A 23,332-nucleotide genomic window follows, 5' to 3' on the forward strand; every position below is an offset into this window, starting at 1 on the left:
TAACGCTCATATTTTTGCCGCGGGTGGGGCCGTTGTCTAGTTGGTGGGTGTGGGGTGCGTGTCTACTTTTGAATAAGCCTCTATGCTCGACCAGGTGGCTCGCTCCTGGGAGGAGCGTTATGGTGAGGATATTTGGTCTAATCCTGACGTGAAATTTTTGGACCCTTTCACGAAGTCAGGGGTCTTCTTGCGTGAAATTACTTCACGCCTGGTAAAAGGGCTCGAAGACAAAATTCCCGATGTTCAAGAAAGGGTCAATCATATTTTGACCCGCCAGGTCTACGGGATAGCGATTACTGAGATAACGGCTCTAATAGCCCGGCGTAGTGTTTATTGTTCCAAGTGGGCCTCGAAAAAACATTCAATTTGCACTGCTTTTGAGACTGATGACGGCAATATCTGGTTTGAGCGGATAGAGCACACTTGGACTGGTGGGAAGAAGAAGCTAATCAGTCGCAAAAACGCTAAGACAAAGAAGTACACCTACGTCAATAGACGCTGTTCTTTCTGTGGGGCTAACGAAGCGGAATATAGCCGAGGTGACGACTTTGAATCCCATGCCTACGCTTTTATACACACTAACGAACCTCGAACACTGATAAGAAAGATTTTTGGAGAAGATATGCAGTTTGACATCGTGATTGGCAACCCGCCTTACCAGCTCTCAGATGGTGGGCATGGGGCCTCTGCTTCTCCTATCTACCAGCACTTTGTTGAGAAGGCTTTAGAGCTCGACCCAAAGTATGCGGTCTTTATTACCCCGTCCCGGTGGTTTGCTGGCGGTAAGGGCTTAGATGAGTACCGGCAAAAAATGCTATCTGACCACCGTATGAAAGCACTCGTAGACTACCCCAAACTCTATGAGGCCTTCCCCGGGGTTAAGATTCGTGGAGGTGTTTCCTACTTCCTCTGGGATAAGAATCATGACGGTAAGTGTAGCGTTCAGACTATTTGGGACGGTAAGCCCACAGGTGAGCCTGTCGAGCGGTACCTTGACCAGTTTGATGTCTTGGTGAGATCTAATCAGGCGGTTTCTATTCTCGAAAAGGTACAGGCCGTTGAAGAAGAAACCATGGACAAAATGGTTTCTAGTCAAAAGCCTTTCGGTCTACGAACTTACGTTCATGGAAACGCAAATTCAAAGGGAATGGAATCCCCTATCACTCTTTTTGGTTCCCAACGTATTAGCTGGATAGAAAGAAATGAGATTCCATCTAATCAAGACTGGATTGACCAGTGGAAGGTCTTGATGACAGGTGTGCAAGGGACTAGTGCTGCCGTCGAAACGATGTTCCTTTCTCGCCCTATTATTGCAGGACCTGATTCTGCATGCACCGAGACTTATCTAGTTGCTGGTCACTTTGAATCAGAAGATGAAGCAAAAAGCTTAGCTTCATATCTAAGAACCCAGTTTGCACGCTTTCTTGTTTCATTACGCAAAGTAGCTCAACATGCTTCAAAGAACGTATATGGCTTCGTTCCATTACAGGCCTGGGACCGTATCTGGACAGATGAAGACCTATATATCAAATATGGACTAACGGATGAAGAAATCTCCTATATCCAGTCTGTTGTTCGTCCCATGGAGGAAGAGCTGCTGTGAGTCAAAAGATTGAAGCGCTCCTCCCTGAAAAGCCCTCAGCCCGTCTCAAGGTCTACGCTTGGAAGCCGAATACCCCTCCTGCTGGTTATGAGGGTCTCATCAAGATTGGCCAGACCACCCAGGCCGATGTCAATGACCGTATTCGGCAGTCTCAAGGGCAAATGCAGCAGGAATACACCCTCCACATAGATGTCCTAGCAGAGCGTCAGGATGGCAGTCTTTTCAAGGATAGAGATGTCATTAACCATCTCAAGGCTAAAGGGTTCGATAACCCCGCTATTGGGTCGTCGCGTGAGTGGGTTCGCTGCACAGTTGCCGATGTATTAACAGCCATTGAGGAAATCCGTTTAGGCCAGGTCTTTTCAGGTAAGCGCCACCAAACTTTTGGGCTCCGCCCCGAACAACAACGTGCCGTAGATTTTACCTACGATTACTATTTTTCACTCTGGCACGAAGAACCCGATGTTACGCCCCGATTCCTGTGGAACGCCAAAATGCGTTTCGGTAAAACCTTTACCGCTTATAAGCTGGCCCAAAAAATGAATGCACAGCGCGTTCTGGTTGTTACCTTCAAACCAGCAGTACAGTCAGCCTGGCAAGAGGACCTTGAATCTCACATTGATTTTGAGGGATGGCAATACCTCAACGCGTCGAGAAAAGCCGCCCAGGAAGAATACGACCCCTCACGGCCACTCGTATATTTTGGGTCTTTCCAAGACCTAATGGGCCGGGACAGAGTAACAGGGCTCATCAAAGCTAAAAATGAGTGGCTCCACACCATTAACTGGGACCTTGTTATTTTTGACGAGTACCATTTCGGTGCCTGGCGTGATAAAGCAAAGGAACTTTTCGAAGGCGAAGAAGCCAAGGAACGTCAGGCAGAATTTAAGGCTGAATTTCACGACTCGCTTAGGACTTTTGACGAAGAATTAGATGAACTCGACAATTCCGAAGAGGACTTCCTACCTATCACTACCAGGGCCTACCTTTACCTCTCAGGTACACCTTTTAAAGCTCTAACCAGTGGTGAGTTCATCGAAGAGCAAATCTTTAACTGGACCTACACAGATGAGCAGCAGGCAAAAACTGATTGGGAACAGGAGCACCCCGGCGAGTTGAACCCCTACGGTTCTCTACCTGAAATGCGCCTGATGACCTATCAAATGCCTGACGATATTCTATCGATTGCAAGTCAAGGCGAGTTTGACGAGTTCGACCTCAACAGTTTCTTTGAAGCCACAGGAACTGGGGCTGAGGCCAGGTTCGTGCATGAATCAGATGTGCAGAAATGGTTAGACCTGATTCGTGGTGAACATGCACCAACTCAGCTAGACGCTCTCCGTTCAGGTTCGCGTCCGCCTTTCCCCTACGCCGACGTTAGACTCCTACCGTATCTACAGCACTCATTCTGGTTCCTGCCTAATGTTTCAGCTTGTCATGCTATGGCTAGACTTCTAAAGGCCAGGCACAATACCTACTGGCATGATTATCAGGTTTTGGTTGTAGCTGGTGCCGAAGCTGGGGTAGGTGTTGAGGCTTTACCGCCCGTTCGTAACGCTATTGGTGATGGTTATAGCTCTAAGACGATTACGCTATCGTGTGGGAAGCTCACCACGGGTGTGACGGTCAAGCAATGGTCTTCGATTTTAATGTTGAGGAATTTGTCGAGCCCTGAAACATATTTTCAGGCTGCTTTCCGGGTTCAATCGCCGTGGTCGATTAGGAATCCTGATGGTGATGATCCCAGCAGAGAAGATACCTTGAAGCCTGTAGCTTTTGTGTTTGATTTTGCTCCGACACGGGCTTTGCGTCAGATAGCTGAGTATGGCCAAAAGCTGAATCCGTCCGAGTCGAATCCTGAGAATTCGGTGGCTGAGTTGGTTAAATTTTTGCCCGTGCTTGCCTACGACGGTGCGAAAATGACTCAGATAGATGCTGGGAGCATTCTTGATATTGCTATGGCTGGTACCTCTGCCACGCTTTTGGCCCGTAAATGGGAGTCAGCTGTCTTGGTAAATGTTGATAATGCGACACTTCGTAGGGTCATGAATAGTGAGGCTGCTATGGAAGCTATCATGCAGATTGAGGGCTTCCGTGCCTTGGGAACTGATGTCATTGAAACTGTAGTTAATAAGAGTGACAAGGTTTCTGAGACGAAGAAGTCTAAAGGTGCTTCCTTGTCTGCACGCGAGAAGAAGAAGCTGTCTGCGGAAGAGAAAGAATATAAAGATAAGCGAAGGAAGATTCAAGAAAAGCTCATCAAGTTTGCAACTCGCATTCCTGCTTTCATGTATCTCACCGATTTCCGCGAGAACACCCTGCAGGATGTCATTTCGAGGATAGAACCGGACTTGTTTAAGACAGTTACGGGCCTGAGCGTTGCTGACTTCGAGTTGCTGGTTAGCTTGCGGGTTTTCAATTCGGTGCATATGAACCAGGCAGTTTTTGCGTTCCGCCGCTATGAAGACGCCTCCCTTTCATATACAGGACTTCGCAGCCACAAAGACCTTCACCAAGTAGGACTATTTAATACAGTAATTAAAATTGAAAAAAATTGAGATAAAAATTGTACACACTATTTTACCTACTACTATTCTCCACGCCAATCACATTTTTAATTTACCTTTTCACCTACCTGGGGCCTTCAATCAGCATATCAAAAAGAGAAATTTTTATCATCAGACACAAAGTGCGAAAAATATACGCTCAAAAATTTGCAGGAAGCAGCCTTCAAATAAACGAAATAAATAGTATACTATCCGCCACACCGACGATAATAATTTTAAGAGATTCCCCCCCCTACAATTATCGCAGAAATTATCACTAAATTAACTGGCTTAAAATCAGATGAAAAAATTTTTAACGATATCAATAATTTAAGAGATTCCGCTGTAAAAGTTAAACTTTCAAATCTAGAGAAATCAAGATTTTTCACCAAGATCCCCTCCACCCCAAGGGGTTTGAAATGGATTTTATTTACAACCTATATAGATTTCACTATACTGCTTTGGATTACAAGGACACAGCTATCCGGAGTAGGACTACTATTCAGTCTATATTTCCCTGTACTCATAGACAAAATAAGTAAATTTGTTACAACATCTGCACTATTAGCTTTTGCCGCTTCCTTTTTTAACTGGATATCAAACCCGAACAACGAACTTAGAGAAATCGATCAATTACTTCAGCAGACTTTAACCAGCACATCTTTACTGGCAGTTATTTTTGCCTCCATTGCCTGCCTAATCGAGATTCTTAAAATATACAAAGTTAGTCCGCCACGAGATTTTCTAAAAAATCGATACCATCTAACTATTAAATTAGCCTTACCGCAGTTAATCATTCTTTTTCTAGTAATGTCCTTAATTTCATTTGTGCGATTTGACGTAACTAATTTATTGCTTGACCCTTTTTCAAACATTACAGATTTGAACACCAGCGCTGGAATTATTCTTACACTTTTTGTCGTCATCCTCCCTTTTTATACCAATTACACCTTCCGGATTATTCGAAGCCACATACATGACACATTAAGTAAAACTGTCTCAATTTTATATTATTTTTACTACATACTTGTAGTTATCGGAATATCCACTTCAAGCAATTTAATTCCAGCGCCACTATTTCAAGCTGTAGCGTTTGCAGTAATATTCATAGTATATTTAGCGCCCACTCTATTATTCCTAACATTTTTTACGAGCATGCTAGATGCATACAGAGATTCAGTTAAATATAGCTTTACTTTTGGACAATATGGCATTACATGTACGATACTTCTCATTATATATACGAGTCCAATTTACTTCTGGATATCTATTTATTTTTCAAGTTCTCCGATCTTTCTCATTATTAATTACTTTACAAAGACTCCGCTAATCTCCAACCTACTCTTCCTGATTTCCGTTCCCACATTCTTAACTGCACCGTTGGCATTTCTAGCAATCCTTATTTTTATCCATTATCACCATTGGTACAGAAAAAGAATCGAGACTGTAAAAATTAAATCAAATATCAAGATATTGTCTTCTCCTAGCTATTTCAAAAAAATATATGGGCATACTTTGATATCAGCCGACTACAACTATAAAATTTGGGCAAGAACAACCTGGAAGAGAATAAGTGACTCACTGTTTCGATAAATAGATGTAATTATCAGGAGTATGGTAGCTTGAGCTCATCTTCCTGCCAACGGAATAAATCCATCACCTCGCTTGTTGTTACGGAGAAACTACCCACCCTCGAAGGAAGATACACCCCATGCAGAACCAAGCCATCAAGCAGCTCCTCCTCGACGCCGCCCACCGCCGCCGCGCCATCAAGTTCTTCGATCCCGAGAAGAAAATCAGCGACGACGACATCACCTACATCCTCGAAACCGCCCGCCTCTCCCCCAGCTCCGTCGGCGCTCAGGGCTGGCGCTTCGTCGTCCTGCAAAACCCAGAGATCCGCGAAGCCCTCAAACCCTTCAGCTGGGGAGCTGCCCGCCAGCTCGGCGGCGCAAGCCACTTCGTCCTGCTCCTAGCCAAGCGCAACATGCAGCACGACGGCCCTCATATGCAGGCCTCACTCGCCTCCCGTAACCTCTCCCCCGAAGACCACGCCAAAGCCCTCGAAACCTACAAGAGCTTCCAGGTCAACGACATGGGCCTCACCACCGACCGTGCCCTCTTCGACTGGTCAGCCAAGCAAACCTACATCGCCCTGGGCAACATGATGACCGCCGCCGCCCTCATCGGCGTCGACTCCTGCCCCATCGAAGGCTTCAACGCCGACAAGGTCAACGCCCTGCTAGCTGACCACGGCATCATCGACCCCGAAACCGAAGGCATCGTCACCATGCTGGCCCTTGGTTACCGCACCGAAGAGCTGCCCTGGCCCCAGACCCGCAAGCCCGCCGAAGAGGTCATCACCTGGGTTAAGTAGCAAACCCCACCCCACCTGCAGCTTCAGGTAGCGCAAAAAGCCCACCCCGCCACCGTCCGCACCAGGACGGAAGCAGGGTGGGCTTTTGCGTAAGCAGGCCCCCAGCACACCATGGCCCAAGCGCCTCGATCATCTCGTATTTGCTTTTTACTCACCTATTTCCTCGAACCTGATGACTCTTCAATCATTGATGTATCCCTGCTAATGTAGAACTATGTCGCACAAATGCAAGAAAGGAGCGACTATGAGCACCACTATTAGCGTTAGAACCGACGAGGAGACTAAACGCCAGGCAGAGGAACTCTTCAACGAGCTAGGTCTAAACATGTCTACAGCAATCAACATGTTCATGAAGCAGGCCCTTCGCGAAGGAAGAATACCTTTCACCGTTGGGCGCCCCTACCCCAACGCGACGACTATTGCTGCCATCGAAGAAGGACGTCGGCTCGCCCAGGACCCAAACACTCCCCGAATTACATCAATCGAGGAGTTCAAAACTCTCATTGACGACCTATGAGATACGAGATCATCACCACCAATGCTTTCAAAAAGGGTCTAAAAGCCGCTAAAAAGCGTGGAAAAGACCTCCAGAAACTCACGGATATTGTTGAGGCTCTCGCCGAGGGCAAGTTCCGGTGTCTAGCCCGCCCCACCGCCGTCCACCCACGGACGAAAGCGGGGTGAGCTTTTCCATACAGAAATAGCTACCCTCTTGAAACCATCTTGTACAAGATGTACTTTTAGGTCATGACTACAGCAACCCTCTCAGAGTTCCGTGCCAATCAAAGCGATTACATTGCGGCAGCACAGAAAGCACCCGTAGAGCTCGCTTCACGCGGGGCAAAACGCCGGGCCGTTGTGGTATCCCCTGAATTTTTTGACCGCGCCATCCAAGCCCTCGAAGACCAGGCCGATATCGCAGATGCCGCAAAAGCACGCTCAGAGAATGAAAGAATCAGTCACGAGGATCTGCTTAAAGAACTTGGCTTGTAACCGGTGTCCATGACCTACACCATCACCTATGCCCCTACCGCAGCCAAAACCCTCAAGAAACTGGATCGACAGATAGCCCGACAAATAATCACAGCGATAGAAGCCCTCCAGAGCAAACCCTACCCTCAGGGAGCAATTCAGCTCAAGGGTGGTGCTGGTGAACTCCGAATCCGCACAGGAGATTACAGAATTATCTACGAAGTAGAACACGGGGAACTGGTCATTTTGGCGCTCAAGGTAGGGCATAGACGAGAAATCTACAGATAAGGTACCAGTATTTCCTTTCCAGTTAAGAAAAAGGAACTACTCTAACAACCCAGCCATAGGCAGTCTGGGCCCTCTACTTATCAGCGGACGACCCCGCTCAAAATCTGACAGTCCACCAGACTCTCGCTGCGCCCATCATAGGCGTAGACGCCACGAGAGTCTGGTGGACGTTCACTGCGCACCCGGCCCCAGCCTCGGCACCCCGGATCCAGTAAGACCATAACAAAAAGGACGCCGCCCCTCGCTGCCCTGCCAGGTGGCAGGAAAGCGGGAGGCGGCGTCCGCACCCCAACGATCAGGTGGGGCAAGACAAACCTAAAAAGACTTAGGCAGCCTTGGGAGCTGAAGTGTCCTCAGGCAGGTTGTTCTTAGCGATTTCAACCAGAGCTGAGAAAGCAGCAGGCTCGTTAACAGCCAGCTCAGCCAGCATACGACGGTCAACCTCAACCTCAGCAGCCTTCAGGCCCTGGATGAAACGGTTGTAGGTCAGGCCCTCAGCGCGTGCAGCTGCGTTGATACGCTGGATCCAGAGACGACGGAAGTCGCCCTTCTTCTTACGACGGTGGTCGTAGCTGTATACCAGTGAGTGAGTGACCTGTTCCTTAGCCTTACGGTAAAGGCGTGAACGCTGGCCACGGTAGCCTGATGCACGATCAAGGATTACTCGGCGCTTCTTGTGCGCGTTAACCGCGCGCTTCACACGTGCCACGTGTGTCTCCTAACGTCTTGTGTCCTACCCAGCTAAAAATCTAGCGCTGGTGCAGGAGAGAAAATATCTACTTTTGGTGCGCCCACAGGGGGCGAAGCTTCAAAAAGAAGGAGCTTACTTGCCCAGCATCTTCTTGATGACCTTAGCCTGGCCGCCGGTTACGATCTGGTCAGATGCCAGACGACGGGTCAGACGGGATGACTTGTGCTCCAGGTAGTGGCGGCGGTTGGCCTGCTGGCGCTTAACCTTGCCAGTACCGGTGAGCTTGAAGCGCTTCTTAGCACCAGAGTGGGTCTTCTGCTTCGGCATGAGCCGATTCTCCTTACGTTCTACCCTCGCCCCGGTTACAGGGTGAGGAACTGAAAAACTCAACGACCCCGGCGGGCGGGGAAGTTTTAAGGGTGTTCTGCCCGCCCACCATCGCCTTTATTTCTCAATAAAAACGGCGGTAAGCGAACGACGACCAAGCACGAAACCCTACACGAGCCCGCGCCTGGTTGTCTAAACAGCTCCTATTCGGCTGACGCCTGTGCCTTGAGCTCCTCGGGCATTGCATCTGCCAGGGAGTTGGTCACAGGGGTTGCCTCGGTGGTGTTGACGCGTTCGCGACCCTTGCGGCCACCTGACTTCTGGCTCTCACGGCGGGCTTCCTGCTTGCCGCGCAGCGGGGCAAGAACCATCACCATGTTGCGACCGTCAACGCGAGGGTTGGACTCTACGGTGCCAACCTCGGTCAGGTCGTTCGCCATGCGTTCAAGCAGTCGCACACCCATCTCGGGGCGCTGCTGTTCACGACCACGGAACTGAATCATAGCCTTGACCTTGTCACCGCCAGCCAGGAAACGACGTGCGTGCCCGACCTTGGTTTCGTAGTCATGGGTATCAATCTTGAGGCGGAAACGGATTTCCTTCAAAGAAGCATTAACCTGCTTCTTTCGAGATTCACGTGCCTTGACTGCGGCTTCGTACTTGTACTTGCCGAAGTCCATAAGCTTGCACACAGGCGGCTTAGCGTTAGGGGCAACCTCAACCAGGTCAAGGTCAGACTCCTGAGCAAGACGCAGTGCATCTTCTACGCGGACAATACCGACCTGTTCACCGCCGGGGCCGACGAGTCGAACTTCCGGAACGCGAATGCGGTCGTTGATGCGTGGATCGCTAATGACAAAGCTCCTGTTGCTTGTGGTGGGGGTGTCCCCCGTGAATTTCTGTGGGAGCGAAAAAGCCCCCGGTTGCGGCTAGCAAGCGGAGGCTTAGGTTACCTACCCAGGCTGAAGGCGCGGGCGCCGGTAGTCGGCGCTATGAGCCTTCGAAGGTTTCCCTTGCGGGAGCCTGGGGCTGACCCGGTCACCAGATTTGGCGGCAGCGGGTGGGAACTTAAGTTCCACTTGCAAACAGCTCTTAACATTACTGGGTTAGGGGCGGTTTTTCAAGGGTTTTGGCTGTTTTTCTTGGGGCGGACGCCGGTGGTCGGGTTGAGTGTGACGGGCGATTCACGCTCGGTGGGGTTGGTGTGAGATTCTAGTAACCATGAGCAACGAAACTAGCTACCGTTTTGAAGATTCCGCTGAGCAGGGCGAGGCGCTACCCGATGGTCTGACTGCCGAGCAGGTTGAAGAAGTTAACGCCCAGATGCGCGATATCGCTGAGGTTCCCGCCGTTGAGGTCATTACGACCGCTGCTGTTCACCTGATGAGCGCCGCTGCCGTCAAGTGCGGCCTGGCTGCTGAAGAGAACGCCGAAGACCTCAAAGATCTTGATGAGGCCCGCAAGCTGATTACCGCCCTGGCAGGTTTCGTTACCGCTGCGGCGCCCGAGATTGGTTCCCAGCACGCCGCTCCCCTGCGTGACGGCCTGCGTTCCCTCCAGCTGGCCTTCCGTGAGGCTTCCCCCTACCCGGACGCCCCCGGCAAGGGGCCCGGCGAAAAGTTCACCGGGCCGGTTTTCTAGGCTGAGGCCAAAGCGATCTGCACTGAGTCAGCCTGCTCGGCAATGACCTGGTTGAGGGCGAGCCCCTGCTGGAAGGTCTGCACGGTCTGGTTGACCTGTTCCTGGGTGAGGCCGGGGCGGAGTTTGAGCATGATTTTCAGCTCTGGCCCGTGCCCACCACCTGCCAGTACGCGTCCGCTCGCGGTCTGCGAGTACACACCGGTGCCGGGGCCTGCTTCAACCGCAACCACAGCAGACAGGGGCGCTGCAATGTTGCTGAGCTCTTCGGCGACCCGGGGGTTGCGGTAGGAGGGCATCCATTCTTCTCCCTTGGCGATTGCCCAGAAAGCGGGGCGGCGCACGACGAAGGTAAGGTCGGCGCCGGGGTTTACCACAATCAGCTGGTTCTCGTCTTCAACGGCTGATAGGGCGGTTTTCCGCATGTCTGCGGCAACCGGGCGGGCTAGGTCGTGCCAGGCGGTGAGGGCGTCTACATTAGTGAATACGGGGAGGGCGCGGCGTCCGTCCGGAGCCTGGATACTCACCAGCGCCATATCCGATTCTTTGTCTGATACCAGGCCGTGCTCGGTGATTTCTGCTTGAGATAGCTGGGCTACGACCGGGGCAAAGATACGCACGGAGCGCAGGGCATCGACCACGGCGACTTCATCGACTTCGCCCGCGGCAAAAGCATCGAGAACTTTTTGCAGGGCGGGGTCGGTTCTGCCGTCGTCGCCGGGGAACTTGTGGGTGTGGCTGGTGCCTTCCCCCAGGTTGCGTCCTTCCCAGGGCTGCCCGCCGGTATCGGTTTTTTGGCCGGCGGACGCCAGCTGGGCAGCAATATGTGCGGGGAGTTCCCGGCGGGGTGCGCTGGGGTCTCCGGGGTTGCCGTGCCCGTGGGTGTGGGCGCGGTGCACGCGTTCTGAAAAGTCTGTCACTAGGGGCGACCTGCGACGTCGAGTGCCTGGGCGAGGGTAAACTTACCGGCGTAGAGGGCTTTGCCGGTGATAGCGCCCTCAACTCCATGGGGCACCATGGTGCGCAGGGCTGCGATGTCGTCCAGAGTTGCGATACCGCCGGAGGCGACCACCGGCTTGTCGGTGCGCTCAGCGACCTTGCGCAGAAGTTCCAGGTTGGGGCCCTGCAGGGTGCCGTCCTTGGTGACGTCGGTGACGACGTAGCGGGCGCAGCCGTCATCGTTCAGGCGGTCGAGAACCTCCCAAAGGTTGCCGCCTTCTTTGGTCCAGCCGCGGGCGGCCAGTACGTCCCCGCGGACGTCCAGCCCAACTGCGATAACATCGCCGTGCTCGGCGATGACCTTGCGGGTCCACTCGGGGTTTTCGAGGGCAGCGGTGCCCAGGTTGATGCGGGCGGGGTTGAGCGACAGGGCCCGTTCCAGAGATTCGTCGTCGCGGATGCCGCCCGACATCTCAATCTTGATGGAAAGTTCCTGAGCTACCTCGGTCAGAATCTCAATGTTGTCGCCGCGGCCAAAGGCAGCGTCGAGGTCGACCAGGTGCAGCCACTCAGCACCGGCGTTCTGCCACTCTAGGGCAGCTTCGACGGGGGAACCGTAGTTGGTTTCCGATCCGGCTTCGCCCTGTACCAGGCGCACGGCCTGGCCGTTGGCTACGTCGACCGCGGGCAGCAGTTCGAGACGATCAGTCATTGTTCTCTCCTTGGGAGTAGGACGGTAAAAATCTAGGTCTATGGGATAGCGAGCTAGCTGTAGTTCATCACGACGTACAGGCCGTACCCGGCAAAGGCTAGGCCCACCAGCAGCAGTACAAGCTGGGCCACCCAGGTAATTTTTTGCTTGTAGAAGGAGTAGGCTCCGCCGATGAACATCATGCCTACGGTCATGAGCAGCAGCCCGGACGTTGTAGCTGACATACCCTACTTCACCCCGTCTAGACGCCCGGTTACGGGCAGGGAACTGATCCAGTTCTTGAGCAGGCGGATGCCGGCCTCACCCGACTTTTCGGGGTGGAATTGGGTGGCAGCTAGGGGCCCGTTTTCGACCGCCGCGATGAAGTCGCCGCCGTGGTTAGCCCAGGTGACCTGCGGCGGCAGCATGGCTTCGTTGTTCTGGTCGAAGGTCCATTCTTGCACCCCGTAGGAGTGCACAAAGTAGAAGCGTTCGTTCTCGATACCGGCAAAGAGCGTGGACCCTTCAGGTGCGCGGACGGTATTCCATCCCATGTGGGGCACGACCTCGGCTTTGAGCTTTTCGACGGTGCCGGGCCACTCGCCCAGGCCGTCGGCTTCAACTCCGTGCTCAACGCCTTTTTCGAACATGACCTGTAGGCCCACGCAGATGCCGAGTACGGGGCGTCCGCCCGCAACGCGCCTGCCAATCATGCGGATAGCGTCCGCCTCTTTGAGCCCGTCCATCACGGCCTTGAAAGCGCCAACACCGGGCACGACCAGGCCGTCTGCACCCAGAATGTCTGACTCCTTGCGGGACAGCACCACGCGGGCCCCGGCTTCTTCAAGGGCGCGGACGGCTGAGCGCACGTTCCCTGCCCCGTAGTCAAGGACGGTGACGGTCGGCTTCTGCTGTAGAGTCTCGCTCATTAGAGAGCTCCCTTGGTGGAGGGGATACCGGCGTGGCGGGGGTCGGGCTCTACTGCCTGACGCAGGGCGCGGGCGAGAGCCTTGAACTGGGCTTCAGCGATATGGTGGGGGTCGCGCCCGTCCAGCAGGGTGATGTGCAGGCAGATACCGGCGTGATAGGCGAAAGCTTCAAAGACGTGGCGCACCATTGACCCGGTGAAGTGCCCACCGATGAGGTGGTATTCGAAGCCTTCGGGCTCACCGGTGTGGACCAGGTAGGGGCGGCCAGAAATATCGACCACGGCAGAGGCCAGAGCTTCATCGAGGGGTACGGTGGCAGTACCGAAGCGGCGGATGCCTGCCTTATCGCCCAGTGCCTGGCGGAGCACCTCGCCCAGCACGATGCCGGTATCTTCAACAGTGTGGTGCACATCGATGTGGGTATCGCCAGAGCACTTGATGGTCATATCAATCAGGGAGTGCTTAGACAAAGCGGTGAGCATGTGATCGTAGAAGGGCACAGCGGTGTCGATGTCTGATACGCCGGTGCCGTCGAGGTTAATTTCGACGCTGACGGACGACTCACTGGTTGCCCGCTCCATCTTTGCAATACGGGGGCCGATGCCTGTGGATGATTCAGTAGGTACTGCCATGTCTGTCTCTTTTTCTAAGGTGTCTGCCGATGTTGATGGGGCTACGCGCTGCGCTTAGCGCTCGAAAGTCTGCACGTAGTCAGTGAGGTGGTCTAAGAAGGCGCTGGTCTCGGATTCGGTTCCGGCGGTGACGCGCAGGTAGCCGGGGATTCCGTTATCGCGCACCAGGACGCCGCGTTCTAGCAGGTAGTTCCAGGCAGCTTTTTCGTCCTTGAGCCCGCCGAAGAACACAAAGTTGGAATCCGATACAGCCGGTTCTAGTCCCAGGCCGGTGAGGTGCTCCACGATGCGGTCGCGCTGGGCGCGGATGTCGTCGACGTTAGCCAGCAGCTGGGTGCGGTGGCGCAGGGCTGCAATCGCGGTTGCCTGGGTGACGGCTGAAAGGTGGTAGGGCAGGCGAACCAGGCGGACGGCATCGGCAACAGCGGGATCTGCTGCGAAGTAGCCCAGGCGGGCACCTGCAAGTGCGAAGGCCTTGCTCATGGTGCGGGAAACAACCAGGTTGGGGCGTCCGGGAAGTAGGGTGAGAGCATTCTGGGTGCGGTCTTGGGCAAACTCTGCGTAGGCCTCATCGATCACGACGATACCGTTGTAGGCTGCCACCGCATCGTAGACCGCTTCGATAACGTCTAGCCCCAGGCCGGTACCGGTGGGGTTATTGGGTGAGCAGAGAATAACGATAGAAGGCTTGTGCTCTTCAATCTGTTCAACTGCTGAGGCCGCGGTGAGGGAGTAGTCGGCTGCGCGGGTACCCGCAATGAAAGCGGTATTGGTGCCGTCTGCCAGCAGGGGGTACATAGAGTAGGTGGGCACGAAGCTCATGACCGAGCGCCCGGGGCCGCCAAAGACCTGCATAAGTTGCTGGAGAATCTCATTGGAGCCGTTAGCTGCCCAGATGTTTTCGGGGGTCAGACCGTGCCCCAGGTAGTCTGCCAGTTCTGCTCTGAGGGTATCGAACTCGCGGTCGGGGTAGCGATTCAGGGTTACGGCAGCCTCTGCTACATCGCGCGTGATGGCATCGATGACTTCTTGCGGCATGGGGTGGGTGTTCTCGTTAACGTTGAGGGTTACCGGAACATCAATCATGGGTGCGCCGTAGGGTGAACGGCCCCGCAAATCTTCGCGCAGGGGCAGGGCTTCGAGTGCTGTGGTAGTTTCGGTCACTCCCCTAGTGTAGCGACCTAGCCCCGTACGCTGCATTCTTGTTTCGCAGTCTGGCATAGGGTACCGCTCTTTTTCTTACTGCGACTGAGTGTAGACAGGCACCTCAAGAACCTGACCGGGAACCAGCTGTGCGCTGGTGAGGTCGTTAATCTGCATGATGCGATTGATGACATCGCGATTATCTTCACCGGGTGCCACATCTGCTGCGATGGTCCAGAGAGTATCGCCGTGCACAACGGTGACCGTTTGGCTAACCGGAACAACAGGTTCGACAGTGGCACTCTTAGCTTCGCCGGGTGCAAGGAAAGTCAGGGCACCGAGAACCACAAGAGCCACGAGGGTGAGTAGAGGCAGGCCCCTAAAAACCAGGCGCCCCCGGCGGGTCAAACGGATTTTCCCGCGCCCCGTCTTCGCTTTCTGAGACGGTTCTACTACCGCGCTAGGCCGCTGAGCCGGGGTAGAAGCAGCAGGGTGGGAAGGCAGATTCCGCAAGGGAGCTACAGGTGCGGGACGCGCAGACACAGGTGCCGCAAAACGAATGCGGTACTGGGGTTGCCGCAGTGCCCCGGCCGATGCGGGCACCTGCGGGTGCTGACGGACGGTAAAAGTAGCAGCCTGATCAAGGGGCTTCTTCAAAGAAGTACGAGCCATAAACTCGGGCAAGGCGATGGTGCTCATAAGTCTTTCTCCTGATTCACGCTCAAACATTCAACCAAAAGTCGAATCTTTGTTCTAAGATTTCTTCGTATCTATGTTCTATCAGAAAAATCGAACATAGTCGAGAAAAATTAGAACAAATGTTTGAATAACCTGTTTGCTTGACATAGTCTTAGAAGACCACTTGATAGTGAACACCGGGTGGCTGACATTTTAAGAACCAACAGAGACGAGATACCGTGAGCGAACGAACTCCGCAGACTCCGGCAAGCCCGCCCCACAAGGGCTCTCGCCCCCTCACTGCCCGCCAGAAAAAAATTTTGAGCGCCATTTCAAGCGCTATTGATGAGCACGGCTACCCGCCGTCTATGCGTGAAATCGGTGACCTCGTTGGTCTCGCTTCGCTCTCATCTGTTACCCATCAGCTCTCTCGCCTCGAAGAGATGGGCTATATTAGGCGCGACCCCAAGCGTCCTCGCGCCATTGAGGTTCTCACCGGCGAGACCTCCCCCGAAGAAGTAAAGCCTGAAACCAGCGTCATCACGCTGCCGATTGTGCCTACCTTCGCGCAGACCGACGATAACCTCGCTACCGTTCCCCTGGTGGGACGTATTGCTGCGGGCTCACCCATTGCCGCTGAGCAGGCAATTGAAGACGTCATGACGCTCCCCCGCCAGCTCGTAGGTCAGGGCGACCTCTTTATGCTGCGCGTCAAGGGGGACTCCATGGTCGATGCTGCAATCTGCGATGGCGACTGGGTCGTAGTGCGCGCCCAGAACACCGCCCAGAACGGTGACATCGTCGCGGCCCTGCTCGACGACGAGGCCACCGTGAAAACCTTCCGCCAGCGCGATGGTCACACCTGGTTACTGCCCCAGAACACCCAGTACGAGCCCATCCTGGGCGATAAAGCCACCATCATGGGTAAGGTCGTCTCCGTACTGCGCAGTCTCTAAGACTTAGCCTCTCACTAGTCGATTGACTGCCTAAGACGCTCGAGCGCTCCTAGTACAACGTCCTTGCGGGTTGTTGTCCAGAAGGGTGGAAGGGATTTCACCAGGTAGGAACCGTAGCGCTGAGTCGCGATGCGGGAGTCAAGGACGGCCACAACTCCCCTGTCACCGACCGACCGCACCAGGCGGCCGGCGCCCTGGGCCATGCGTACCGCTGCGTGGTAGGCAGACACAGCCATAAAGCCGTTACCGCCAGCAGCTGCTACCGCCCGGGTACGCGCCTGTGACAGCGGATCGTCGGGGCGGGGGAAGGGAATACGGTCCATCATGACCAGGCGGCAGGAGTCGCCAGGAACGTCCACACCCTGCCAGAGACTCATGGTGCCGAAAAGGCAGGAATCAGTGTCCTCGGTGAACTCCTGCACCAGAGCACGCAGAGACGACTCCCCCTGCAGAAGAATGTTCAGGTCGGTGCGCTCCCGCACGTACTCGGCAGCCAGCTCGGCCCCGCGCTTAGAGGAAAAGAGCCCCAGCGCGCCGCCACCCGAGGCAGTCACAAGCTCAACGATACGGTCCAGCTGCTCTACCGAAACTCCCCGCCCAGGTTTAGGCAGGTCAGAGGCTAGATACAGCACGCCCTGCTTGGGGTAGTTAAAGGGTGAGCCCACGTCGATACCGTCCCAGCGCGGAGCGTCCTTACCCATCAGCCCCAGGGCACCAGCGGCAGCATCAAAGCTTTCTCCCACCGTCAGCGTCGCAGACGTCAGCACCACGGTGCGGTTTTCGAAAAGCCCCTCTCGCAGGTAACCAGCAACTGAGATAGGTGCAATATTCAGGGTGGCGGGGTCATCGTCAGCTGCCGCCACATACCCCCTACCGGGCTCCCAAGAGCCGGTACGAGAAACCCAGATGACCTGATAAAGCGGGTCAGCGGTCAACATCTTCTCTGAGGTTTCGTGTACCTCGGTCAGGGCAGCACGCGCCATCTGGCGACCGGCGTCGCCGTCCTTGTCCCCGCTCTTCGTATCGGTGAGGGCCTGACGCGCCGCATCGCGCACGCGTTCCATGGCAGCGGCAACCCGGTCGGGCAAGCCCTTGGGCATCATCTCAGCGGGTACCCCGTTGAGAGAGTCGTCAAGGGCGAGCGCTGCCTGTTCTAGTGCCTTGTGGTCGGCATCCGTGTGCCGTTTAAGACTGCGGGCAACCTTGATAATAGCAGCAGGAGAGAGTGCCCCGGTGACGGCGCCAGTGACGCGGTCAGCCAGTTCGTGGGCCTCGTCGATGATGGCGATATCGTGGTCGGGTAGCACCGCAGCACCCTCAAAGGCGTTGATAGCGAGAAGGGCGTGGTTGGTAATGACGATATCTGATTCAGCAGCCCTGGTTCGGGCCGTCTCGCTGAAACATTCTTCGACCAGGGGGCATTTTTTGCCCAGGCATTCTGAGGCGGTGACGGCTACCTGCCGCCATGCCTTATCGCTCACGCCTGGCAGCAGCTCGTCGCGGTCACCGGTGTCGGTGGTCTGTGCCCATTCGCGAAGGCGCACAACTTCCTCCCCCAGTTTTCCGGCTGGACCGGTGGAGCCGGTAGCGGCGTCCATATCGAAGAGGGCATCGCCGTCGTCCTCGGGGTAGCCGCCTTCAAGCTTGTGCAGGCAGACATAGTTATTGCGGCCCTTGAGGATAGCGACGTCGGTTTCGTGCTCGGGTTCATCGCCCAGGGATTCCAGCAGGCGCGGAATATCGCGGTTAACAATCTGCGATTGCAGGGCCAGGGTTGCGGTAGCCACCACGATAGGTTTTTCTGCTGTTTGGGCAGCGTGAATGGCGGGTACCAGGTAGCCCAGGGACTTACCGGTGCCGGTGCCAGCCTGCACCAGCAGGTGTTTTTCGGTGTCGAGGGCGCGGGCTACGTGGGCTGCCATGGTGCGCTGGCCGTCGCGCTTCTGGCCGCCGGAGCGCTCCACGACGGTGTCGAGGAGCTGTAGGACGGGCTTGGCTCCGGGCAGGGTCTCTAGCTCCTGCCCGGTGGGTGCGGTGACGTGGTCGTTCATGCGCGCTGGGTTTCTACCGCCCCTGAGGCGATAGCTTCGTCGATTTCAGGTTGCAGTACCTCAAGAAGGTCTTCTTCGAGCACGTACTCAGCGAGGTCAGAGGCTACTTCTTCGCGGACCAGGGCCTGCACATAGGTACCATCTTGCACAAAGGCAGTACGCAGGATCTCGGCGTCCCACTCGTGCAGACGGGACACCACGCCACCTGCGGAGAAGGGTACCAGCAGGTTGAGCTCAATCGAGGGGCGGGGAATGGTGTCCGCAATCTTCTGCTGTAGCTCCTCGATACCTTCACCGGTGCGGGCTGAGACCACAACGTGGTTGGGTTCCTTCTGCCGCAGGCGCTCAATGACGAAGGGGTCGGCCGCATCTGCCTTGTTAAGCACGATAATTTCGGGGATATTTTGGGCGTCGACCTCGGTAATCACCTGGCGGACGGAGTGAATCTGCCCCTCGGGGTCGGGGTGGGAGACGTCCACGACGTGCACGATGACGTCGGCGTCCGCCACCTCTTCGAGGGTAGAGCGGAAGGCCTCCACCAGCTGGGTGGGCAGGGCACGCACGAAGCCGACGGTGTCAGACAGGGTGTAGCCCACGCCGTCCGGAGTCTGAGCCTTACGCACGGTGGGGTCGAGGGTCGCAAAGAGGGCGTTCTCGACCAGCACGCCGGCGTCGGTGAGGCGGTTGAGCAGGGAGGACTTACCGGCGTTGGTGTAACCGGCAATAGCTACGGACGGCACCCGGTTACGCTTGCGGTTCAGGCGCTTGGTTTCGCGGGCAGGAGCCATGGCCGCGATCTCTCGCTTGAGCTTGGCCATGCGGGCGCGCAGGCGGCGGCGGTCCATTTCGATTTTGGTTTCACCGGGGCCGCGGGAACCGATACCTTCGCCACCGGCGGCACGGCCACCGGCCTGACGGGACAGAGAGGCACCCCAACCGCGCAGACGCGGCAGCATATATTCGAGCTGGGCCAGCTCAACCTGGGCCTTACCTTCACGCGACTTAGCATGCTGGGCGAAGATATCAAGAATCAGGGCGGTTCGGTCAATGACCTTGACCTTGACGATATCTTCAATAGCTCGGCGCTGGGAGGGGGCCAGTTCAGCGTCCACGATCACGGTATCGGCGCCGGATGCCTCAACAATGTCTTTGAGTTCCAGCACCTTGCCGGAGCCCAGGTAGGTGCCAGGGTCGGGCTTCAGACGACGCTGCACCAGACCGTCCAGAACCTCAGAACCGGCAGTCTCAGCCAGCGCCGCTAGCTCACGCAGGGAATTCTCGGCTTCTTCCAGAGTGCCCTCTGACCAGACGCCTGCCAACACAACGCGCTCTAGGCGCAGCTGGCGGTATTCGACCTCGGTAACGTCATCAAGCTCGGTTGATAGACCGGCTACACGGCGCAGCGCCCGGCGCTCTTCGAGATCTACCTGGTCGCCGTCGTATTCGGAATGTTCACGCTGGTTATCTGAGAGTTCGCGGGCCCTCTCATCGAGCACACTACCGTTGCCCTGTGCCCGCCCCAGCACGCGGTCTACTGTACGTCTCAGCTGTTCATCTGAGGGAAGTTTGGGGTCATTGCTGGGGGTTGAAGTCTCGGTCATAGTACCTTTCGAGGTGGGTTGAGGCGTCCTTCTATTCTAGCTTTTCCGGGGCGGTAAGGGCAGGGGCTTAGCGTAGAATGAACGTCTATGAGTAGCGCGCACTATTTTTCTGAAAACCCCACCGGCGATTTTTCGCCCCAGCCTGTGACTGTTGAGCTGGGCGGACGCCGGGTGCAGGTTCTGACCGCTTCCGGCATCTTTAGCCCGGGTGGGGTTGATAAGGGAACCCGTATTCTCCTCGATGAGGCCCCCGCCCCGCAGGGGGCGCGCATGCTCGATATCGGGTGCGGGTGGGGCCCGATTACCCTGACCCTGGCGATGGCAGCGCCTGATGCTGAGGTCTACGGGGTCGAGGTGAACTCCCGTTCTGCCCGGCTCACCGAGATGAACGCTGAGCGCCTGGGTCTCACCAACGTGACGGTAGCTGCCCCCGATGCCCTCGATGAGTCGCTGACCTTCGATACCATCTGGTCTAACCCGCCCATTCGCGTGGGCAAGGACGTTCTACACGGCATCATGCGCACCTGGCTCCCCCGCCTGGCCCCCGGCGGTACCGCCTACCTGGTCGTGCAGAAAAACCTGGGCTCAGATTCCCTACAGAAGTGGCTGGCTGAGACTTTCCCCGACCTAGAGGTAGCCCGCTACGCTACCTCGAAGGGCTTCCGCATTCTAGAGGTGCACCGCCCGGCGTAGCACCATTACCGCGTCTGGAATGGTTGCCGGCTCGCCCTCGGGTGAGGTGATATCCCGAGTCCACTCTTCAGCCAGCACAATCTCAATATCGTCACGGCTGTGGGTGAGGGCTCGGGCCTCTTCGGTAGCCTGTACCATGCGGGCCTTGTGCCTGCGGGCGTCCTCGGGGTCTGCAAAGGAGGGCGCACCTGCGTGAGCCACCGAGATGAGCTCACCGCCGGGAGCTAAGAGGTCCAGGGCAGCTGCCAAGAGGGGCAGACGATCAAAGTCAGCGTGCGACTGTAAGAAACTGGTGACAATGAGGTCAAAACGCTGGTCAGTAGACCAGTCGGTCAGGTCAGCGTCGATGAAGGTAGCATCAATCCCTTCAGCTGCCGCACGGGCGCGAGCGCGCCCCACCGCGACGTCCGAAATATCGATGCCGGTAGCCTGCCAGCCGCCAGCTGCCAGCCAGAGCACGTCCCCACCTTCGCCGCAGCCAAGGTCAAGGACGGTGCTGGGGGCACGATCTCCGATGAGGGCGACCAGTGAGGCATTGGGCTTGCCCGACCACATCTGTTCCCGCTCCGAGTAAATCTCGTTCCAGAGTTCCCGGGTATTTTCTTTCGGTTCAGTCATTTAGCCCAGCAGCACCTTGCCGGTCATGGCTGCCGGGCCGGCCAGGACGACGTGTTCGAGGTTGTCGGGGCCCAGAACGAAGGTGACGGCCAGGGTGCCGCCGGGTACGCGCACCAGCCACTCGTCGGGGGCGTCCTCGCCACCCCAGAAACGGGTAGCGGCTGCGGCGGCGCAAGCGCCGGTACCGCAGGAGAGGGTTTCGCCGACGCCGCGTTCGTGCACGCGCATGCGAATTGAGCCGATATTTTCGGTGGCGGGGTCGCCGTCCTCTGCTGAGATTTCTTCGGGGACGACGAACTCTACGTTGGTGCCTTCAGGCGGGTTGGGTGAAACCTTGGGGGCCTCGTGCAGGTTCAGCCCGTCAAGTTTTCCGTCGGTGCCCAGCATGACGACGGTATGGGGGTTGCCCATGGTGATGGACAGGGCCCCGCGGGGAGTGCGCAGGCCCTTGGCGGTCACCTGGGCGTCGGTGCCGTTATCGCGGGCCATGTCACCGTTGATGAAGCCCCACGGGCCCATGTCGATGGCGTAGCCGTCTTCGGTACGACCCACGGCCTTGATACCGGCGCGGGTAGCGATGAGCAGGCGTCCACCCTCTTCGAGCTCAACCAGTTTCTCGGTCAGCAGGTAGTCAACGAAGGCACGTACCCCGTTGCCGCACATCTCGGCGATTGAGCCGTCGCCGTTGCGGTAGTCCATGAACCAGATAGCTTCGGGGGCCTCTTCCAGCAGGTGGGAGGCAAAATCCAGGTGCTCGGTCTTGACCGCGCGGATAAAGCCGTCGGCGCCGATGCCGAAGTGGCGGTCGGTCACCTTGGCAATGAGCTCAGCCGGTAGGTCGAGCCTAGCTTCGGGGTCGGTGACGAAGATGAAGTCGTTGCCGGTTGCCTGCCCCTTGGTGAGGGTCTTGCCGGTCAAATCGCCCCAGACGGGGGTTTCTACGGTGTGGGTTGCCACGGGTTTTGCCTTTCCGTTGTGGGGCGCTTTTTCTTCTTAGTCTAGTGGCTGGTGGCCCTTGATGATGGCCAGGGCCTCGGTGAGCAGATCGGGGCTGGACCAGTCAAGCCAGTGCACCCGCTCATCTGCCCTGAACCAGGTGAGCTGGCGGCGGGCAAACTGGCGGGTGGCGGTGACGGTATCTTCAACTGCCTGGGCGACAGAATATTCCTCACCGGCAGGCAGGGTGCCGCGGGCGGCGTCCAGAACCTTGAGAAATTCCCGGTAGCCGATGGCTGCCGGGGCGGTTTTGCCCCGGCGCAGGCCCTTGGCTTCGAGGGCTTCTACCTCAGCCAGCAGCCCGGCTTCTTCCATGGCGACGACCCTCTGGTGCAGCCGCTGGTGCAGCTGGGCGCGGTCGCCGTTGAGACCAATTTGCAGGGCAGGCTGGTGGTAGGTGCGGGTGGGCATGAAGGACGAGAAGGGGCGGCCGGTCACCTCAAAGACCTCAAGGGCGCGCACCAGGCGGCGGTCGTCCTTCACCCGCTCAGCTGATTCGGGGTCAACCGTGCGCAGGTGCTGAAGTAGGGGGCCGGGGCCGGACGCCGCCAGTTCAGCTTCCAGCCGGGAGCGCACCATTGGGTCGGTTTCGGGAAATTCCAAAACGTCCAGGGCAGCTCGCACATACAGGCCGGAGCCACCGACCAGAATCGGGTAGTTCCCGCGAGCGCGAATCTCATCAAAGATAGCCCTAGCCTGAGCCTGGAAGGTAGCGACCGAGGCTTCCTCCGTGACATCGAGGGTGTCGAGCAAGTGGTGGGGAACCCCCCGCATTTCTTCGGCAGTGACCTTGGCGGTGCCGATATCCATACCCCGATAAAACTGCATGGAATCGGCATTGATACACTCCCCGCCCACAGCCCGTGCCAGCTCGATAGCGAGGGCGCTTTTACCTGAGCCGGTGGGGCCCACCACAGCGATGATGGGCAGGGAGCTGCTGGCGGCGTCCTTCTCTGCCATGGG

25 protein-coding genes are annotated in these 23,332 nt (G+C 56.4%); 9 read left to right on the plus strand and 16 right to left on the minus strand.

Features of this window, described 5'->3' with window-relative positions:
* Positions 1-82: 82 nt before the first annotated feature.
* Together ACFP6B_RS04670 and ACFP6B_RS04675 are read left to right on the plus strand one after the other, a co-directional pair.
* The gene (locus ACFP6B_RS04670; protein ID WP_377127464.1) at positions 83-1,603 is read left to right on the plus strand and encodes an Eco57I restriction-modification methylase domain-containing protein; all 1,521 of its coding nucleotides are present in this window, start codon (positions 83-85) and stop codon (positions 1,601-1,603) included.
* Complete coding sequence (locus ACFP6B_RS04675; protein WP_377127467.1) at positions 1,600-4,161, plus strand: DEAD/DEAH box helicase family protein; 2,562 nt, start codon at positions 1,600-1,602, stop codon at positions 4,159-4,161. The genes ACFP6B_RS04670 and ACFP6B_RS04675 overlap by 4 nt, the downstream gene beginning before the upstream one ends.
* Positions 4,162-4,787: 626 nt before the next feature.
* Here the strand turns inward: ACFP6B_RS04675 and ACFP6B_RS04680 are convergent.
* A complete protein-coding gene (locus ACFP6B_RS04680) occupies positions 4,788-5,075 on the minus strand; it encodes a hypothetical protein (RefSeq protein ID WP_377127470.1) in 288 nt (95 codons plus the stop codon).
* Between the two features lie 785 nt (positions 5,076-5,860).
* Here ACFP6B_RS04680 and ACFP6B_RS04685 point away from each other — a divergent pair.
* The 4 genes from ACFP6B_RS04685 (at position 5,861) to ACFP6B_RS04700 (ending at position 7,786) form a co-directional block, all read left to right on the plus strand.
* Positions 5,861-6,526 carry an NAD(P)H-dependent oxidoreductase gene (locus tag ACFP6B_RS04685; protein WP_377127473.1) on the plus strand — a complete coding sequence of 222 codons (666 nt, stop codon included), beginning with the start codon at positions 5,861-5,863 and terminating at the stop codon, positions 6,524-6,526.
* Between the two features lie 244 nt (positions 6,527-6,770).
* Positions 6,771-7,043 carry a type II toxin-antitoxin system RelB/DinJ family antitoxin gene (locus tag ACFP6B_RS04690; RefSeq protein WP_377127476.1) on the plus strand — a complete coding sequence of 91 codons (273 nt, stop codon included), beginning with the start codon at positions 6,771-6,773 and terminating at the stop codon, positions 7,041-7,043.
* Between the two features lie 230 nt (positions 7,044-7,273).
* Entirely contained in the window at positions 7,274-7,519 is a 246-nt protein-coding gene (locus ACFP6B_RS04695; RefSeq protein ID WP_377127479.1) for a type II toxin-antitoxin system prevent-host-death family antitoxin, read from the plus strand.
* 9 nt (positions 7,520-7,528) lie between these two features.
* Complete coding sequence (locus ACFP6B_RS04700; RefSeq protein ID WP_377127482.1) at positions 7,529-7,786, plus strand: type II toxin-antitoxin system RelE family toxin; 258 nt, start codon at positions 7,529-7,531, stop codon at positions 7,784-7,786.
* A 325-nt stretch (positions 7,787-8,111) separates the two neighbouring features.
* Here the strand turns inward: ACFP6B_RS04700 and rplT are convergent, their stop codons facing one another.
* The 3 genes from rplT to infC form a co-directional block, all read right to left on the minus strand.
* On the minus strand, positions 8,112-8,495 hold the full coding sequence (rplT, locus tag ACFP6B_RS04705) for a 50S ribosomal protein L20 (protein ID WP_135011424.1): 384 nt from the start codon (positions 8,493-8,495) through the stop codon (positions 8,112-8,114).
* A gap of 114 nt (positions 8,496-8,609) precedes the next feature.
* Complete coding sequence (gene rpmI / locus ACFP6B_RS04710; protein WP_135011425.1) at positions 8,610-8,804, minus strand: 50S ribosomal protein L35; 195 nt, start codon at positions 8,802-8,804, stop codon at positions 8,610-8,612.
* A 203-nt stretch (positions 8,805-9,007) separates the two neighbouring features.
* The gene (gene infC / locus ACFP6B_RS04715; RefSeq protein ID WP_083093583.1) at positions 9,008-9,658 is read right to left on the minus strand and encodes a translation initiation factor IF-3; all 651 of its coding nucleotides are present in this window, start codon (positions 9,656-9,658) and stop codon (positions 9,008-9,010) included.
* A 367-nt stretch (positions 9,659-10,025) separates the two neighbouring features.
* On the opposite strand from infC, the gene ACFP6B_RS04720 reads away from it, so the two are divergent.
* Positions 10,026-10,445: a DUF1844 domain-containing protein gene (locus tag ACFP6B_RS04720; RefSeq protein WP_237205532.1), complete on the plus strand. Its 420-nt coding sequence runs from the start codon at positions 10,026-10,028 to the stop codon at positions 10,443-10,445.
* On the opposite strand, the gene ACFP6B_RS04725 is transcribed toward ACFP6B_RS04720, so the two are convergent.
* The 7 genes from ACFP6B_RS04725 to ACFP6B_RS04755 all read right to left on the minus strand — a co-directional run bounded on the left by ACFP6B_RS04725 (position 10,442) and on the right by ACFP6B_RS04755 (position 15,475).
* Positions 10,442-11,362, minus strand: a complete 921-nt coding sequence (locus ACFP6B_RS04725; protein WP_377127489.1) for an SseB family protein — start codon at positions 11,360-11,362, stop codon at positions 10,442-10,444. The two genes, ACFP6B_RS04720 and ACFP6B_RS04725, sit on opposite strands and share 4 nt — an antisense overlap.
* Complete coding sequence (gene priA / locus ACFP6B_RS04730) at positions 11,362-12,093, minus strand: bifunctional 1-(5-phosphoribosyl)-5-((5-phosphoribosylamino)methylideneamino)imidazole-4-carboxamide isomerase/phosphoribosylanthranilate isomerase PriA (protein WP_237186834.1); 732 nt, start codon at positions 12,091-12,093, stop codon at positions 11,362-11,364. Before priA ends, ACFP6B_RS04725 begins: the two co-directional genes overlap by 1 nt.
* Before the next feature lie 53 nt (positions 12,094-12,146).
* A complete protein-coding gene (locus tag ACFP6B_RS04735) occupies positions 12,147-12,317 on the minus strand; it encodes a hypothetical protein (protein ID WP_167752239.1) in 171 nt (56 codons plus the stop codon).
* Between the two features lie 3 nt (positions 12,318-12,320).
* Complete coding sequence (gene hisH / locus ACFP6B_RS04740) at positions 12,321-13,001, minus strand: imidazole glycerol phosphate synthase subunit HisH (protein WP_377127494.1); 681 nt, start codon at positions 12,999-13,001, stop codon at positions 12,321-12,323.
* Entirely contained in the window at positions 13,001-13,633 is a 633-nt protein-coding gene (gene hisB / locus ACFP6B_RS04745; RefSeq protein WP_377127497.1) for an imidazoleglycerol-phosphate dehydratase HisB, read from the minus strand. Before hisB ends, hisH begins: the two co-directional genes overlap by 1 nt.
* Positions 13,634-13,687: 54 nt before the next feature.
* Positions 13,688-14,797 carry a histidinol-phosphate transaminase gene (locus tag ACFP6B_RS04750; protein ID WP_377127500.1) on the minus strand — a complete coding sequence of 370 codons (1,110 nt, stop codon included), beginning with the start codon at positions 14,795-14,797 and terminating at the stop codon, positions 13,688-13,690.
* A 75-nt stretch (positions 14,798-14,872) separates the two neighbouring features.
* Positions 14,873-15,475, minus strand: a complete 603-nt coding sequence (locus tag ACFP6B_RS04755; protein ID WP_237186838.1) for a LysM peptidoglycan-binding domain-containing protein — start codon at positions 15,473-15,475, stop codon at positions 14,873-14,875.
* A 218-nt stretch (positions 15,476-15,693) separates the two neighbouring features.
* On the opposite strand from ACFP6B_RS04755, the gene lexA reads away from it, so the two are divergent.
* Positions 15,694-16,410: a transcriptional repressor LexA gene (gene lexA, locus ACFP6B_RS04760; protein WP_237222223.1), complete on the plus strand. Its 717-nt coding sequence runs from the start codon at positions 15,694-15,696 to the stop codon at positions 16,408-16,410.
* Between the two features lie 14 nt (positions 16,411-16,424).
* Here lexA and ACFP6B_RS04765 read toward each other — a convergent pair whose 3' ends face one another.
* Together ACFP6B_RS04765 and hflX are read right to left on the minus strand one after the other, a co-directional pair.
* Positions 16,425-18,461 (minus strand): ATP-dependent DNA helicase, encoded by a 2,037-nt coding sequence (locus ACFP6B_RS04765; RefSeq protein ID WP_377127505.1) that lies wholly within the window; start codon positions 18,459-18,461, stop codon positions 16,425-16,427.
* Positions 18,458-20,062, minus strand: coding sequence for a GTPase HflX (hflX, locus tag ACFP6B_RS04770; protein ID WP_135011434.1), 1,605 nt, complete (start codon positions 20,060-20,062; stop codon positions 18,458-18,460). Before hflX ends, ACFP6B_RS04765 begins: the two co-directional genes overlap by 4 nt.
* A gap of 87 nt (positions 20,063-20,149) precedes the next feature.
* Between hflX and ACFP6B_RS04775 the strand changes: the two genes are divergently transcribed.
* Positions 20,150-20,755: a class I SAM-dependent methyltransferase gene (locus ACFP6B_RS04775; protein WP_237222226.1), complete on the plus strand. Its 606-nt coding sequence runs from the start codon at positions 20,150-20,152 to the stop codon at positions 20,753-20,755.
* On the opposite strand, the gene ACFP6B_RS04780 is transcribed toward ACFP6B_RS04775, so the two are convergent.
* From ACFP6B_RS04780 to miaA, 3 genes are read right to left on the minus strand one after another with little or no spacing between them, the layout of a single operon-like run.
* The gene (locus ACFP6B_RS04780) at positions 20,732-21,373 is read right to left on the minus strand and encodes a class I SAM-dependent methyltransferase (protein ID WP_377127509.1); all 642 of its coding nucleotides are present in this window, start codon (positions 21,371-21,373) and stop codon (positions 20,732-20,734) included. The genes ACFP6B_RS04775 and ACFP6B_RS04780 overlap by 24 nt on opposite strands.
* On the minus strand, positions 21,374-22,330 hold the full coding sequence (dapF, locus tag ACFP6B_RS04785) for a diaminopimelate epimerase (protein WP_237186843.1): 957 nt from the start codon (positions 22,328-22,330) through the stop codon (positions 21,374-21,376).
* Between the two features lie 36 nt (positions 22,331-22,366).
* Entirely contained in the window at positions 22,367-23,329 is a 963-nt protein-coding gene (miaA, locus tag ACFP6B_RS04790; protein WP_377127513.1) for a tRNA (adenosine(37)-N6)-dimethylallyltransferase MiaA, read from the minus strand.
* Positions 23,330-23,332 lie beyond the last annotated feature (3 nt).

Origin of the sequence: Rothia nasimurium, from assembly GCF_042660305.1 — a bacterium.
GTDB classification, from domain to species: Bacteria; Actinomycetota; Actinomycetes; order Actinomycetales; family Micrococcaceae; genus Rothia; species Rothia nasimurium.

Bases quoted from the DNA above. Each gene is read 5' to 3' on its own strand.
- ACFP6B_RS04765 (WP_377127505.1), bottom strand. From the start codon at position 18,461: ATGAACGACCACGTCACCGCACCCACCGGGCAGGAGCTAGAGACCCTG.
- ACFP6B_RS04690 (WP_377127476.1), top strand. From the start codon at position 6,771: ATGAGCACCACTATTAGCGTTAGAACCGACGAGGAGACTAAACGCCAG.
- priA (WP_237186834.1), bottom strand. From the start codon at position 12,093: ATGACTGATCGTCTCGAACTGCTGCCCGCGGTCGACGTAGCCAACGGC.
- ACFP6B_RS04700 (WP_377127482.1), top strand. From the start codon at position 7,529: ATGACCTACACCATCACCTATGCCCCTACCGCAGCCAAAACCCTCAAG.
- hflX (WP_135011434.1), bottom strand. From the start codon at position 20,062: ATGACCGAGACTTCAACCCCCAGCAATGACCCCAAACTTCCCTCAGAT.
- ACFP6B_RS04780 (WP_377127509.1), bottom strand. From the start codon at position 21,373: ATGACTGAACCGAAAGAAAATACCCGGGAACTCTGGAACGAGATTTAC.
- ACFP6B_RS04755 (WP_237186838.1), bottom strand. From the start codon at position 15,475: ATGAGCACCATCGCCTTGCCCGAGTTTATGGCTCGTACTTCTTTGAAG.
- hisH (WP_377127494.1), bottom strand. From the start codon at position 13,001: ATGAGCGAGACTCTACAGCAGAAGCCGACCGTCACCGTCCTTGACTAC.
- ACFP6B_RS04720 (WP_237205532.1), top strand. From the start codon at position 10,026: ATGAGCAACGAAACTAGCTACCGTTTTGAAGATTCCGCTGAGCAGGGC.
- ACFP6B_RS04735 (WP_167752239.1), bottom strand. From the start codon at position 12,317: ATGTCAGCTACAACGTCCGGGCTGCTGCTCATGACCGTAGGCATGATG.
- ACFP6B_RS04670 (WP_377127464.1), top strand. From the start codon at position 83: ATGCTCGACCAGGTGGCTCGCTCCTGGGAGGAGCGTTATGGTGAGGAT.
- rpmI (WP_135011425.1), bottom strand. From the start codon at position 8,804: ATGCCGAAGCAGAAGACCCACTCTGGTGCTAAGAAGCGCTTCAAGCTC.
- miaA (WP_377127513.1), bottom strand. From the start codon at position 23,329: ATGGCAGAGAAGGACGCCGCCAGCAGCTCCCTGCCCATCATCGCTGTG.
- ACFP6B_RS04685 (WP_377127473.1), top strand. From the start codon at position 5,861: ATGCAGAACCAAGCCATCAAGCAGCTCCTCCTCGACGCCGCCCACCGC.
- ACFP6B_RS04695 (WP_377127479.1), top strand. From the start codon at position 7,274: ATGACTACAGCAACCCTCTCAGAGTTCCGTGCCAATCAAAGCGATTAC.
- hisB (WP_377127497.1), bottom strand. From the start codon at position 13,633: ATGGCAGTACCTACTGAATCATCCACAGGCATCGGCCCCCGTATTGCA.
- ACFP6B_RS04775 (WP_237222226.1), top strand. From the start codon at position 20,150: ATGAGTAGCGCGCACTATTTTTCTGAAAACCCCACCGGCGATTTTTCG.
- ACFP6B_RS04680 (WP_377127470.1), bottom strand. From the start codon at position 5,075: ATGACGACAAAAAGTGTAAGAATAATTCCAGCGCTGGTGTTCAAATCT.